At 70.2% G+C, this 12,525-nt stretch carries 11 protein-coding genes; 5 read left to right on the plus strand and 6 right to left on the minus strand.

The features are described 5' to 3' along the window. Nucleotides 1-274 precede the first annotated feature (274 nt). Nucleotides 275-442, minus strand: a complete 168-nt coding sequence (locus OG747_RS51640) for a hypothetical protein (RefSeq protein WP_331743238.1) — start codon at nucleotides 440-442, stop codon at nucleotides 275-277. Nucleotides 443-733: 291 nt separating this feature from the next. Here OG747_RS51640 and OG747_RS51645 point away from each other — a divergent pair, with 291 nt between their 5' ends. The 3 genes from OG747_RS51645 to OG747_RS51655 all read left to right on the plus strand — a co-directional run bounded on the left by OG747_RS51645 (nucleotide 734) and on the right by OG747_RS51655 (nucleotide 3,358). Then, nucleotides 734-1,684 carry a 4'-phosphopantetheinyl transferase superfamily protein gene (locus tag OG747_RS51645; protein ID WP_331743235.1) on the plus strand — a complete coding sequence of 317 codons (951 nt, stop codon included), beginning with the start codon at nucleotides 734-736 and terminating at the stop codon, nucleotides 1,682-1,684. 85 nt (nucleotides 1,685-1,769) lie between these two features. After that, nucleotides 1,770-2,093, plus strand: coding sequence for a 2Fe-2S iron-sulfur cluster-binding protein (locus OG747_RS51650; RefSeq protein WP_331743232.1), 324 nt, complete (start codon nucleotides 1,770-1,772; stop codon nucleotides 2,091-2,093). Then, nucleotides 2,093-3,358 carry an FAD-dependent oxidoreductase gene (locus OG747_RS51655; RefSeq protein WP_331743228.1) on the plus strand — a complete coding sequence of 422 codons (1,266 nt, stop codon included), beginning with the start codon at nucleotides 2,093-2,095 and terminating at the stop codon, nucleotides 3,356-3,358. Before OG747_RS51650 ends, OG747_RS51655 begins: the two co-directional genes overlap by 1 nt. Nucleotides 3,359-3,566: 208 nt before the next feature. Here OG747_RS51655 and OG747_RS51660 read toward each other — a convergent pair whose 3' ends face one another. The 3 genes from OG747_RS51660 to OG747_RS51670 form a co-directional block, all read right to left on the minus strand. Continuing rightward, nucleotides 3,567-4,319 (minus strand): LmbU family transcriptional regulator, encoded by a 753-nt coding sequence (locus tag OG747_RS51660; protein WP_331743225.1) that lies wholly within the window; start codon nucleotides 4,317-4,319, stop codon nucleotides 3,567-3,569. Between the two features lie 102 nt (nucleotides 4,320-4,421). Beyond that, complete coding sequence (locus OG747_RS51665) at nucleotides 4,422-4,964, minus strand: winged helix-turn-helix domain-containing protein (RefSeq protein ID WP_331743222.1); 543 nt, start codon at nucleotides 4,962-4,964, stop codon at nucleotides 4,422-4,424. Nucleotides 4,965-5,500: 536 nt separating this feature from the next. Next, a complete protein-coding gene (locus OG747_RS51670) occupies nucleotides 5,501-6,490 on the minus strand; it encodes a ParB/RepB/Spo0J family partition protein (protein WP_331744962.1) in 990 nt (329 codons plus the stop codon). 479 nt (nucleotides 6,491-6,969) lie between these two features. On the opposite strand from OG747_RS51670, the gene OG747_RS51675 reads away from it, so the two are divergent. After that, nucleotides 6,970-7,632 (plus strand): ScbR family autoregulator-binding transcription factor, encoded by a 663-nt coding sequence (locus OG747_RS51675; RefSeq protein ID WP_331743218.1) that lies wholly within the window; start codon nucleotides 6,970-6,972, stop codon nucleotides 7,630-7,632. 402 nt (nucleotides 7,633-8,034) lie between these two features. On the opposite strand, the gene OG747_RS51680 is transcribed toward OG747_RS51675, so the two are convergent. Together OG747_RS51680 and OG747_RS51685 are read right to left on the minus strand one after the other, a co-directional pair. Continuing rightward, nucleotides 8,035-9,270: a cytochrome P450 gene (locus tag OG747_RS51680; RefSeq protein WP_331743215.1), complete on the minus strand. Its 1,236-nt coding sequence runs from the start codon at nucleotides 9,268-9,270 to the stop codon at nucleotides 8,035-8,037. A gap of 108 nt (nucleotides 9,271-9,378) precedes the next feature. Beyond that, the gene (locus OG747_RS51685; protein WP_331744959.1) at nucleotides 9,379-10,065 is read right to left on the minus strand and encodes a ScbR family autoregulator-binding transcription factor; all 687 of its coding nucleotides are present in this window, start codon (nucleotides 10,063-10,065) and stop codon (nucleotides 9,379-9,381) included. A gap of 424 nt (nucleotides 10,066-10,489) precedes the next feature. Here OG747_RS51685 and OG747_RS51690 point away from each other — a divergent pair, with 424 nt between their 5' ends. Further along, nucleotides 10,490-12,457, plus strand: a complete 1,968-nt coding sequence (locus OG747_RS51690; RefSeq protein WP_331743212.1) for an acyl-CoA dehydrogenase — start codon at nucleotides 10,490-10,492, stop codon at nucleotides 12,455-12,457. Nucleotides 12,458-12,525 lie beyond the last annotated feature (68 nt).

Genomic DNA, 12,525 nt, shown 5'->3' on the forward strand with positions numbered 1-12,525 from the left:
TTCCAGTCCGGTGTACTGGCGATATGAGCCTTAACAGCCGGACGGACGACGGTTGTTGGGGGCGACGGGCCGTATGGGCCTAAGCGGGATGAGTTCTCTGACACCCGGAGATGACTGTGTCGAGTCGCGGACCGGTGATATCGGTCCGTTGCGGACTGAGCGTCTTCTGCTGAGGGAAAGCGCCGGGTGGAGTCAAGCGCGGTTGCGCTGAAGAGAGAGCGAGCGAGGCGAGCGGGACGAGCGGGATCGGAGGCGGCCCGGGCGCGCCGCGCTCCTACCAGCCACCACGGTCGTCCTGCGGGGTGACGACCGTGGCGCCGGCCGCCGACACCGAGCTCGTGGAGACCTGCGCCACGGCGGGGACGACCACGGTGAGGATCGCCGCCCCGGAAACCAGGACGAGAGAGACGGACTTGACTGCGGCACTCAGGGTCTTCTTCATTGTCTTCGTTTCCTGTCTGTGTGGAGCTCAGGTCCTCTGAGCTGCGCTTCCTTGCGTCTGACAGAAAACTTAAAGAACGGCGTTTTCGGGGCGTTATCGGATCTGCTTCGCCTGCCAGGCACGGCGATAACGGCTGCCGGGAGAGGCGATAACGAAGGCCGCGCCTAAGGCCGCCGGGAGGTTTTCCACCCCCCGTAAGCCGGAGGATTTCCTGCTACCGGCGGCACTTCGGCGGAGCGAAGACTCGGTAGCGCGGCAGAGGCACTGCCGCGCTACGGAGGTGAAACCCCCATGACGCTCCCCGCAGCCGGCGCCGCGTCCGTCCTCACCGCGGGCGCCGAGGAGCCGCAGCCGGTCGCCGAGTGCCACATCTGGTCGCTGCCCCCGTTGCCCCAGCCGTCGAAGTGGTTCGGACTGCTGGACAGCACGGAACTCGTTCGCACCTCGTCCTTCGCCCACGAGCTCGACCTGGCCCGGTTCGTCACCGGGCGGATGCTCGCCAAGACGGCACTGGCTCTCGCCGTGGGCACCGGGCCCGAGGCGATTCGCCTCCATACGCGGTGCCCGGGGTGCGGCGGCCCGCACGGCAAGCCACGACCGGTCGGCATCGCCGAGGGATGGGAACTGTCCATCTCGCACTCGGGCGACATCGTGTCGGTGGCGATCGCCCTGGGCATCCCGCTGGGCCTGGACGTCGAACGGTTCGAACCCTGGCGTGGCCCCGGCCTGCCGCCCGAGTACGAGCTGGTCCTCACCCCCGCCGAACGAGCGGCCGTCGAGCGGCTGCCCGAGGGGCGGCGCGTTCGCGCCTGCCTGACCTACTGGGTGCGCAAGGAGGCCGTCCTGAAGGCCACGGGAGAGGGGCTCAACACGCCCATGACGGACTTCACGCTCTCCGGGCCCGAGGAGCCGCCCGCCCTGCTGAGCTGGCACGGGCCGGATGCCGCCCGCCCGGTTCCCGCGATCGCCGACGTGGCTCTGGACGACGGCCATCCCACCGCCGTGGCCGCGCTGGGCGCCCGCTGCGTGCGGGCGACCGTGCACCGCGGCACGGAACTGCTGCCCGGGCGGCCCCCGGCGCGGGGGCGGCCGGCGCAGGCCCCGCGGATCGCCTCGGCGCAAGGTCCGCCCGCGGGCCAAGGGGGCGTGGCGCGATTTCCCGGCGCGCCCCGGCCGCCCCTCGAATACGCCCGCGACCGGCTTGACTTGCGCGTTAAATCACCTCGTTTTCCAGGAAGTTAAGGCGGTCGGCGACGATCGGGAAGTCCGGGGCCAGGCCGCGCCCCATGCCTGTGCACGCACGCCGAACCTCCCCGAGGAGAACCCCATGCCCAAGATCACCTACGTGGCCGCCGACCAGAGCGAACAGACACTCGACCTCCCGGTGGGCACCACCGTCATGCGCGGCGCGCTCGCCAACGACGTCGACGGCATCATCGGCCAGTGCGGCGGCTACGTGCAGTGCGCCAGCTGCCACGTCTACGTCGGCTCGGACTCCCTCGACAAGCTGGACGCGGTGGGGACCGAGGAGAACGAGATGCTGGAGTTCACGGCGTGCTCACGGACCGCGGGCAGCCGCCTGAGCTGCCAGATCAAGGTCACCGAGGACCTCGACGGCCTGCGGGTCCGCCTCCCGGAACAGCAGATCTGATGGGGACGCGCGAGCAAACAGGCCGCGTCGTCATCGTCGGGGCCGGACAGGCCGGCTACCAGACCGCCGCGTTCCTGCGCGAGCGCGGCCACCAGGGCCCCATCACCCTCATCGGCGACGAGGGCCACCTGGCGTACGAGCGCCCGCCGCTGTCCAAGGCGTACCTCAAGGGAGAGGCCGACGAGGCCCAGCTGTGGCTGCGGCCCGAGACGTTCTACGAACGCAACGCGATCGAGCGGGTCACGGGCAGCGCCGTCCGCCTGGACCGGGCCGCGCGGACCGTCCGCCTCGACGACGGGAGCGTCCACGCGTACGACCACCTGGTCCTGGCGACAGGGGCCCGCGCCAGGGCCCTGCCGGTGCCCGGCGCCGAGCTGCGCGGCGTCCACACGTTGCGCACTCTGACGGACGCCGAGGCGCTCAAGAAGGCGCTCTCCCGGGCTGCGCACGTGGTCGTCGCCGGCGCCGGGTTCGTCGGCCTCGAATTCGCCGCGGTGGCACGGCAGCTGGGGTACTCGGTGACCGTGGTCGAAGCACTCGGGCGCCCCCTTGCCCGGGTGACCTCGGCCCCGACGGCCGAGCACTTCACCCGGCTGCACGGGGAACGCGGCAACGGACTGCTCTTCGGGCAGTCGATCGCCCGCTTCCACGACGACGGCGACGGACGGGTGGCCGCGGTGGAACTGACCGACGGCCGCCGGCTGCCCGCGGACCTCGTGCTGGCCGGTGTCGGGGCCGCACCGTGCACGGAGCCGGCCGAGGCGGCCGGGCTGGAGGTCGCCGGCGGGATCGTCGTTGATTCCCGGCTGCTGACGAGCGATCCGCACATCTCGGCCATCGGCGACTGTGCGGTGTTCCCGCATCCGCGCGCCGCCGCACACCTGCGCATCGAGTCGGTGCAGAACGCCGTCGACCACGCCCGCCTGGTCGCCGACCGGCTCACCGGCACCATCAGGACGTACGACGACCTGCCCTGGTTCTGGAGCACCCAGTTCTCGACGACCCTGCAGATCGCGGGACTCGGCCAGGGCCACGACGACGAGCTGGTCCTGGGCGACGACCCCCACTCGTTCTCCGTGCTGCTGTTCCGGGACGGGGCACTGATCGCGGTCGAGTCCGTCAACCGGCCCGCCGACCACATGGCGGCGCGCCGGCTTCTGGCCGGCGGCGTCCCGCTCGGCCGATGGGAGGCGGCCGCGGCGGACTTCACTCTCAAGGGGCACCTCAAGGCCCGGATGGGCCGCCCCGTACCGGCAGCTGCGTGAGGGGCCCCACATGCCCCACGCCCAGGGAGGGCCGGCCCACCCGGCACGGCCCTCGCATCTCACGCTCCGACGAGGCAAGCCCCGACCGGGCGGGCCCCGTTGGCACCGCGGATGTGCCGGCACCCGATCGGTGCCGGGCACATCCGCGATCACCGTCGCGCCCGCGTCACGCGGGCGCGTGCGCGAGGTCCCGCCGGCCCGAGAGGGTCTAGGCCCCCTCGGGCGCGCCGGGCGGCAGTTCGTCGGCGGATACGGCCGGTTCGTCGGCGGATACGGCCCCTTCGACGACGGCGGGCGGCTCCATGACGGCCTCGATGACCAGCTCGGCGGCTGAGTCGAGGGTGGCGAGCACCCACTCGTCGACCTCGACACCGCTCTGCTCGGCGGCCTTGTGCCAGCGCTCGAACCGCTCGCGCGGGACGGCCAGTTGGCGCAGAGGGGTGGCGTCCGGGGCCTTCCCGGACTCGATGCCCCTGGCCTCCCGCAGCGCGTTGCGCAGCTGCTTGGTCGTCCACGACAGCTCCTCGGCCCGGGTGAGCCACCGGTCCTGCTCCTCGGCGGGCAGGGAGGCCACCTCGGCGTGGTGCTGGAAGGTCAGCCGCGCGTGCCGCCTGCTCATGTCGAACCGGCGGGCCACCCAGGCGTAGTTGCGCAGTGTCTGGTACTGCAGTCCGGCACCACGGATGCCCTGCTGGTACCGGTCGGCGTAGTGGTCCTTGCCGTAGGTCAGCCAGTCGCCCAGCCACCACGAGGACGAGTCCACCACGCCCGCCAGCTGGCGTCCGGCCCGCTCCCATTCCTCGAAGGAGAGCACGTCCGGGATCTGCAGTCCCACCCTCGTGGTCAGCACCTGGTCGGCCCGTTGTCTGTTCAGTCCGCGCTGCTGGGGCGGGATGTTCCGCGCCACTCGGGGCGTGGGCTGCGGCAGGGCCGTCGTACCGCCCTCGGCTCCAGTACTCAAGATCACGTACGTGTCCCCCCGTCTCGATCAGTTCCGTCTACGCGTCGAACGAGCCGCGTGTGTGCACGGCCGGACGGCGGTGCGCCGTCGCCGGCCATGAGGTCAAGACGCCGTTCCGGCCTGGATGTCGAGGACGTAGCCCCGTCCCCACACGGTGCGGATGGTGAGCCCCAGCGAGCTGATCCGGTGCCGGATGCGCATCATGTGCAGGTCGAGCGCGTTGCGGCTCATCGACCCCTGGCCGTGGCCGAGCTGGGACCTGAGCGCCTCACGCGGCACGACCTGGGCGAACTGCGACACCAGCAGGGACAGCAGTTCGGCCTGCATGGGCGAGAGCGTCACCGACTGGGAGGCGAACCGCAGGACGCCGTCCTCGTCGAGCTGGGGCGAGCGGTTGCGGTGGTAACGGTGGACCAGCGCGTCGGCGCGTGCCTTGAGGTCGGGGGAGGTGACGGGGGTGCGGACCCAGTCCTCGTAGATGTCGTCGCAGACCGGGGCCTCCAGACCCGCTTCGACCACCAGGATCCGAGGCATTCCACGGGACCTGTACTCCTCGCGCAGGTCCCGCTGTGCGGGCCAGCGCAGCAGCTGCACCTCCCGCCGCGGTGACTCGTTCCGCGTCGTCCGCGCCTCTTGTGTGATCATCTGAACCCCGTTTCCTCGGCAGCCCGCGTCACGCAGGGCCAGGCGTTCTGGTGTTCCTCCGGGTGCGGTCGCGATCGCGTCGGCCGGTTCCACACGGCTCCCCCTGATGCCCCCGCATGGCTGAAAAATACCAGTGCCCTGGTTTCTTTACAACGGGGAGGATGCCGTACCGAGGGGCCGACGACGACTCGCCGGAAGGGCAGCCCACGAGCGGGAGAGGGCCGGCGACCTGGGTCCACAGCGGCCGGCACGGGCATCCACGTGGCGTGTTCCAGCCCCCAGAAAGAAACCGCTCCAGTGGTTTGCTAATGGGGCGTACGAGGGCGCCGCCAGGCCCTCACGCCGCCCGCGTACCCGCTACAGATGCCCACGCTGTACAGATGCCCACGCTGTCACGGGCCCTTTCCCTCATGCGCTTCTCGGGGTGCGGCGGTCGTCCGTCAGACGGCGACGCCGCACAGCGGCCCGGCCGAATGCCACGACGATCCCGTGACCATGGACGATCCCGTGACCATCGGTGGTCCCGTGACCATCCGTCACATACGCCGCGTCTCAAGCTCGTTCGCGAAGCGCAGCCAGCGGTCCGCACACCGGCGCGCGGCCTGCGCCAGCATGTCCTTGCGGTGTTCCGGCACGCCGCGCATCCAGAGATCCCACTGGGCGTCGTCGCCGATGGAGTGGGCGGAAAGCAGTTGCAGCAGCGTCCGCCCCGCATCCGTGCGCAGCGACGGGTCCTTGCGCATGTTGGACAGGGTCGGCCCGATGGCCGCCGGGGAGGTGCGCTCCGCGCTCCCCTCGTCGGGGCCCGGAGCCGCCGCCGTCACCTTCTCCCGGGCCGCCTTGCGCTGGGCAGGCACCGGATCCTCCCCCCGGCGCATCCGGTCGCGTACGTCCTTCGCGGTGGCGGCGGCGATACCCGCCCGCTCGGCGATCTCCCGCAACGACGCATGGGGGTTGTCGGCGATCACCCGGCTCGCCCGCAGCCGCCCCTCGCTCGCGTGCAGCGGGCGTACCCGCCCGTCCCGGCCCACCCGGGCGGTCAACTGTTCGCCCTGACCGGTTGAACGGCGGCGCAAGGAGGCGATGGAGGTCGCGGACAGCCCGGCGTTGACGGCGATCCGCCGGTTCGACCAGTACGGATAGACCTTGAGGAGGCGCTCCGCCGCAGCCATCCGGTCCTCGCGCGACAGCGGCAGCCCATGGGCGATGTTCAACCGCACCGACAGCGCGAACACGTCGTCCTCGCTGCCCTTGAAATACTCCACGGCGATGGTCTCGTCACCGCGCAGCCGCGCGGCCCGCAGCCGGTGCATCCCGTCGATGACGCGCATCGTCTCGTGGTGCACCAGGATCGGCGGCAGCGCGTCCCGCAGCTTGGCGAGCGTCTGGACGTGCTCCGCGTTCTCCCCGTTGAGCCGCGGGGAGTCGGAGGCCAGCAGCGCGTCGATGGGCACCACGGCCGGCCGGTCCTCGGCAGCGCCGGTGACGCGGGACAGGTCGGCGACGACCGCCAGATCGGGGCTCATCACCCCGCCTCCCGGCGTATCTCCGCCGCGTCGGCGGCGGGACCGTGCGACCGGCTCGTCGAGCCGCCCGAGAACTCACCCGGCCACCCAGTGACGCCCGGTCCCGTGTCTGCGCTCCGCCTCGGGACATGCGAGTCGTACAGGTACACCGACGGCTCCCCTCTGTGGCCGTGATCGCGGGGACGCCCCACCCGCACTCCCCCACACCCCCGGAACGCGGCTCGGAAGGGCACGCCGTCGCGGGTAGGCCCCCAACCCCTCGGTTCGACCATATGAACATACCGAAGTGCCGGTTTGCAACTCTTCTGCAGGGCGCGCAACACGCCACCTCAACGCGCTTGCCCCTGGCTTGTCCCTGACTTTTCCGCTGCGGAGCGGCTACAGCCGACTACACCGGGTGGGGAGACATGAAACCAGCACCCTGGTTTGATACTTTAGGTTGCATGGTGCACCCAGTCGCCCCCTAGGAGCCCCTGGTCATGAAACAGGAACGTGCCGTCCATACCCGCCAGTCGCTCATCCGGTCCGCGGCCGAGGCGTTCGAGCGGCACGGGTACGTTCGGACCAGCCTGGCGGAGATCAGCTCCAGCGCGGGTGTCAGCACCGGTGCCCTGCACTTCCACTTCGAGAACAAGGCCGCGATAGCCTCGACCGTGGAAGCCACCGCGGCGGTGCTCCTGCGGAGGGCGGCCCAGGCCGCCCAGCGCCCGGGCATGAACGCCCTGCAGCGGCTGATCAGCACCTCCCATGCCCTGGCCGACCAGCTCCGCCACGACGTCGTGGCCCGGGCCGGGTACCGGTTGAGCTGCGAGACGCCTCACCGCACCGGCCTCGAGCTGCGCGGCGAGTGGCACGAGTGCATCCAGCACCTGCTCGCCGAGGCCGCCGACGAGAACCTCCTCGCGGACGGCGTCGCCCGGCAGGACATGATCACCTCCGTCACGGCGGCGACCACCGGCTTCGAAGTGCTCGGGCGCGCGGAGCCCGGGTGGCTCTCTCCCGCCGCGCTCACCCGCTTCTGGCGGCTCGTGCTGCCGCGCCTGGCCACCGCGGAAGCGCTGGCCACCGTCGACCTGGAGTCCGCCAAGCCGCATACGGCCAAGGGGAAGGAGCCCGTCCAGCCGCGTACGGCACAGGAGTAGAGCCGTCCGGCCGCCTCCGGTCGCGAAGAATGTCGCGGGGGATGTCGCGGGGGATGTCGCGGCGAATTCTGACGAGCACCGGCCGACCGGCGGCCCGGGTGTGCGGTGACGCCCCGTCAGCGCGCGAGACGGCGGGTGCCACGGGCCGGCGCGCGTCACGGGCCCCGCCGCCGCGCCGCCGCTGACCCGACCGCGCGGGCCGCGCGGGCCGGTTCGGCCCTGCCGATGAAGGGGAGCCGATGAAGGGGAAGTGCACAGTCGGCGTCGCCCACCCCGAACCGGGCGCGGATCGTCGCCGGCATGAGGATCTCCCCTCACCGCGCGAAGCGGCCGCGGCCAGGGCCGGGGCCCCGGTCAGAGCCCCGGTCAGGGCCCCGGCCGCTTCGCGTCGATGACGAGAGGTCAGTTCACCGGTCCGTCGAGCAGGACGGGCAGCGACTTCGGACCGTTGATGATGAAGGTGCCCAACCGTTCCAGTTGCTGCAGCGGCTCGGAGAGCGAGAGCTCCGGGTACCGCTGGAAGAGCATCGACAGAGCGACCGTCGCCTCCATGCGGGCCAGCGAAGTCCCCAGACAGCGATGCGCGCCGTAGCCGAAGCCCAGGTTGTCGCTGCTCTGGGCGCGCAGGACATCGAACTCCCCCGCGTCGTCCCCGTACCGCTCCGGATCGGTACCGGCAGCGGCGAAGGAGACGATGATGGGGTCCCCCTTGGAGATCCTGACACCGTCGAGGTCTATGTCCTCCACCGCGAAACGCAGCGGGATGTACGCCGCGGGGTTGTCGCTGCGCGTGATCTCCGTGACCACGTCCTGCCAGTCGGCGTGGCCCGCCCGCACGTGCTCCAACTGCTCGGGCCGGGACAGCAGTACCGCAATGGCGTTGCATATCAAGGTGCTTGTCGTCTCCTGCCCCGCTCCGATCACCAGATACAGGGTGTCGACCAGCTCCTGCTCGGTGAGCCGGTCCCCCTGCTCGTGCGCCTCGATCAGCGCGGACGTCAGGTCGTCGCCGGGCCGGGTTCTCTTCTCGGCCACGAGCCGGCCGAGCAGCAGGAAGACCTCGACCTGCGCGGCGTAGATCTCCTCCGGCGTCGCCGAGGTGCTGATCGTCCTGTCGATCGCGTCGACCAGCGGGGCCCGCCCGTCCTCGGGGACTCCGAACAGTTCGCAGATCACCCGCATCGGCAGCAGCCTGGCGAACGCCGCACGCAGATCGACCGGCTGCCCGGCCGGGGCCGATGCGAGTTCGTCGAGCAGTTCCTTGGTGATGGCCTCGACCTGCGGCCGAAGAGACTCGGTACGCCGCTTGGTGAACGCACCGGCGACGAGCCGTCGCAGCCGTGCGTGATCCTCGCCGTAGGAGAAGAGCATGTTCTGCGCCGACACCCAGTGGTAGAGCGGCCAGTCCTCCGGTATTCGCCCCTCCCGGAAATCCGGCCAGTGCTGACGGGCGTCCTTGGAGACCCGGGAGTCCGTGAGCAACTGCTTGATGTACCGGTGCCGGGTGACGGCCCATGCGACCACCGCGCCCGGAAGCTCCACCTTGGCAGCCGCCCCCTGCTCCCGCAGCAGCGCGGCCTCACCGACGAGGTCACGCCCTGAAACGTCCAGCGCGTACGGGCATGCAGTCATTTCCATCAGTTGTGCACTCCGTTCGGTTGGTTTCTGCGCACCGCGCCTCGACACGTGACCGCACAGGGGACTCACGTCCCCTCCCCCTCCTCGATGGAGTACCGCAGGGGCTCGCTAGACGAGCTCGTCCACTTCTCCCGGCGTCCGCCGACTCTGCGCCATGGCGGCCTCGTACACCCGCTGCGCCCGCCCCGGCGCGAACTCCATCCGGACGAGCACTCCCGGGACCGCGACGGTCGCCATGAGATGCCGGTACAGCTCGGACACCCGATCCAGCATGTCCTCGTGCCGGGTCATGATGTTCGACAGGACCTGGACACCGGTGAAGCACCCGACGAAGAGCTTCGCGAGCGACACCACGTCGACGTCGGGCAGCAGCTCCCCGTTCGCCTTGGCCTTTTCGAAGAGCTCGACGGACCGGTTGATCCACCCCTGCATCGGCACGCTCCGGTCCAGGCCGTCCTGGGGAGAGCCCTGATCGACGGTCAGCCGGATACTGCCCCGCACCCGCGCATCACCCGAGCGCAGCAGGTACGTGAGCAGCAGCGCTTCGTCCACCGCTTCCTGGAGCGCCAGGTCCTGCGGCGGGACCGGCGGAATCGCATGGATCTGCTCTGCCAGGATCCGCTGGGCGAGCTCTTCCTTGGAGGTGAAGTGGAAGTAGAGCGCCCCCTTGGTCACCTCCGACCGCTTGAGGATCTCAGAGATCGTGGTGGCCTCGTATCCGACCTCGTCGAACACTTCGGCCGCGGCGACAAGGATTTTCTGCCGAGTCCGAATGGCTCGTTCCTGTCGCGCCATCACACACCTCCGTACCAGTACTGCAGCAAAACCAGACCGTAGGGTTCGTACCCTACTGCTGGTTACTCTATGTCGCGAGTATCCACCCATAGGCATAACGGCACGTTGATGACGGACAGTTGATCGAGGGTCACTCGGAATCGACTGCGGGATGCAGAATAAAACCAGCGCCTCGGTTTTTTCAAGGCCCCCGCGCCCTGGTGCTCAAGGCCGCGCACAGACGCCCGCCGAACACCACATGAGCGCACATCACACCGGACGAGCCCCCTCCGCGGGGCAAGACCGGATACCTCCGCCGCGCCCTGCCGGCACATGATCACGCAACAGGAACTGGCCGAATCGTCTTGAAAAGAAAACCGGTTGGTACGTATCTTGTGCCTGGGCTCCCCACACGCCGGGAGCTGTCTTCGACGGGGAGAGGTCCATGACCTTGCTGACGCTCCAGAAGAAAGGCCCGGCACGCACCCGCGCGGCGGTTTCCCCCCAGACCGCCCCGGCCGGGGGTCCGCCCCCGGCCACCGACGCCGACGCCGACGCCACGGCTCGCGGCGAACTGTCCCACCTGCTCTACGACCAGCACGAGCGGGAACGCGTACACGCCCCCTGGCGCACTCTCATCGCCGGTTCGGACTTCACCCCCCGGACCGGACTGTCCGCCGCCGAACGCACGGCTCTCTCCTACCAGCGGCTGCGCCTGGTCAACAGCGCCCTGGACGGTGCCGAAGCGCTCGCGTACGACTCCCACCGGCTGGCGAGCCTGATCGAGTGGACGGCAGTGGTCGACAGCGGGCTGGGAACGCTGTCGGCCATCCACTACAACCTCTTTCTGGGCAGCCTGCTGGACCACGACGGTTATCGGCGTGACCTGTCCGGCTTCTCCTCGCTGGAGCGCACAGGAACGTTTCTGTGCACGGAGGTGGAGCACGGAAACGACGCGGCGGCCCTGGAGACCACCGCCACGCTCGACCGTGCGACGGGCGGCTTCGTTCTGCACACGCCCACCCCCGGCGCCCGGAAGTTCATGCCCAACACGAGCCCCATCGGCGGACCGAAGACTGCCGTGGTGGCGGCGCGGCTGCTGATCGACGGTCAGGACGAAGGAGTCTTCCTCTTCCTGACGCCGCTGAGCGACGAGAGGGGAACCCGGCCCGGCGTCAGCGTCCATCCGCTCTCCGAACGCATGGGCAGTCCCGTCGACCACTGCCTCACCTCCTTCGACCATGTGCGGCTGCCACGGACGGCGCTGCTGGAGGCCGAGCACGGCCGACTGGACCGAGACGGCATGATGCGCAGCACCGTGGGAAACCGGCGGAAGCGCTTCTTGCGCTCCATCGGCCGGGTGACGATGGGGAAGCTGTGCATGAGCGGCGCGGCCGTCGGCGTCTCGCGGACCGCGCTGGCCATTGCTGTGCGCTACGCCCACACGCGCCGTATCAGCGGCCCGAAGGCGGGCGAGCGGGTGCCCCTGACAGCCCACCGCAGTCACTCCGGCAGGCTGCTCTACGCCATCGCCGCGACCTACGCCATGACGTTCCTGCACCGGACCGCGGTGTCCCAGTGGGCCGAGCACACCGAAGCCGACCGGGCCGAGAAGGAGCGCCTGGTGGCCATCACCAAGGGCTGGACCACCTGGCAGGCACGGGACATCGTCACCGAGTGCCGGGAGCGCTGCGGCGCACGGGGACTGTTCACCGCCAACCGGCTGACCGAACTCATGACGGATCTCGAGGGCACCATCACCGCCGAGGGCGACAACCTCGTGATCTGGCTCAAGGCCGCCTCCGAGATGATTTTCGAGCACCAGGTGGACCTACGGCCCTCACGCACGATCCCGCCCGGCGAGCGGCAGCTGACCGACCCCTACTTCCTGCGGGATCTGCTCTCGGATGTCGAGGCGATCTGGCAGGCACGGGCCCGCAAGGCACTGCGCCAGGGGCCGTCCGGAGATCCGATCGCCCGGTGGAACGGGACCTCCGCCGCGGCCCTCAAGATGGTTTCCGCCCATGCGCGGCTCCAGGCCGCCGACGCCTTCCTGGCCGCGGTCGAGCAGGCGAGCGACCCCATGGCGCGCTCCCTGCTGGAGCGCCTGTGCCGGCTGTTCCTGCTCAAGGAACTCGCCGAACACACCGGGGACCTCCTCGCCGAAAAACGGCTGACCGTCGACCACGTGCGCACGCTCTCCACCGCCATCGAGACGATCATCGGCGAGCTCACCCCGCACATGATGACGCTGGTCGAGGCGTTCGATCTTCCGGAAGAGGTGCTGTCCGAGATCCCCCTCCTCCACGGCTCGCCCGCCGAGAAACGACGACCCGCCGCACGGCACACGGACCCGCTCGCTCACCGGCCGGCCCTCCCTGCAGAGGAGAAGCTGCACCTCATTACGCCGTAGTACGTCGGCCGATTATTACGCCGTAATACGTCTGGCCGATCGTCGCACGGTGGCAATGCCCCTCAGCC

The sequence above is a fragment of the Streptomyces sp. NBC_01384 genome, from assembly GCF_045040035.1.
Lineage (GTDB): Bacteria > Actinomycetota > Actinomycetes > Streptomycetales > Streptomycetaceae > Streptomyces.

Excerpts from the sequence above, each read along its gene's own strand:
- OG747_RS51665 (WP_331743222.1), bottom strand. The coding sequence starts at position 4,964 with ATGATCACACAAGAGGCGCGGACGACGCGGAACGAGTCACCGCGGCGG.
- OG747_RS51650 (WP_331743232.1), top strand. The coding sequence starts at position 1,770 with ATGCCCAAGATCACCTACGTGGCCGCCGACCAGAGCGAACAGACACTC.
- OG747_RS51690 (WP_331743212.1), top strand. The coding sequence starts at position 10,490 with ATGACCTTGCTGACGCTCCAGAAGAAAGGCCCGGCACGCACCCGCGCG.
- OG747_RS51675 (WP_331743218.1), top strand. The coding sequence starts at position 6,970 with ATGAAACAGGAACGTGCCGTCCATACCCGCCAGTCGCTCATCCGGTCC.
- OG747_RS51670 (WP_331744962.1), bottom strand. The coding sequence starts at position 6,490 with ATGAGCCCCGATCTGGCGGTCGTCGCCGACCTGTCCCGCGTCACCGGC.
- OG747_RS51640 (WP_331743238.1), bottom strand. The coding sequence starts at position 442 with ATGAAGAAGACCCTGAGTGCCGCAGTCAAGTCCGTCTCTCTCGTCCTG.
- OG747_RS51645 (WP_331743235.1), top strand. The coding sequence starts at position 734 with ATGACGCTCCCCGCAGCCGGCGCCGCGTCCGTCCTCACCGCGGGCGCC.
- OG747_RS51685 (WP_331744959.1), bottom strand. The coding sequence starts at position 10,065 with ATGGCGCGACAGGAACGAGCCATTCGGACTCGGCAGAAAATCCTTGTC.
- OG747_RS51655 (WP_331743228.1), top strand. The coding sequence starts at position 2,093 with ATGGGGACGCGCGAGCAAACAGGCCGCGTCGTCATCGTCGGGGCCGGA.
- OG747_RS51680 (WP_331743215.1), bottom strand. The coding sequence starts at position 9,270 with ATGGAAATGACTGCATGCCCGTACGCGCTGGACGTTTCAGGGCGTGAC.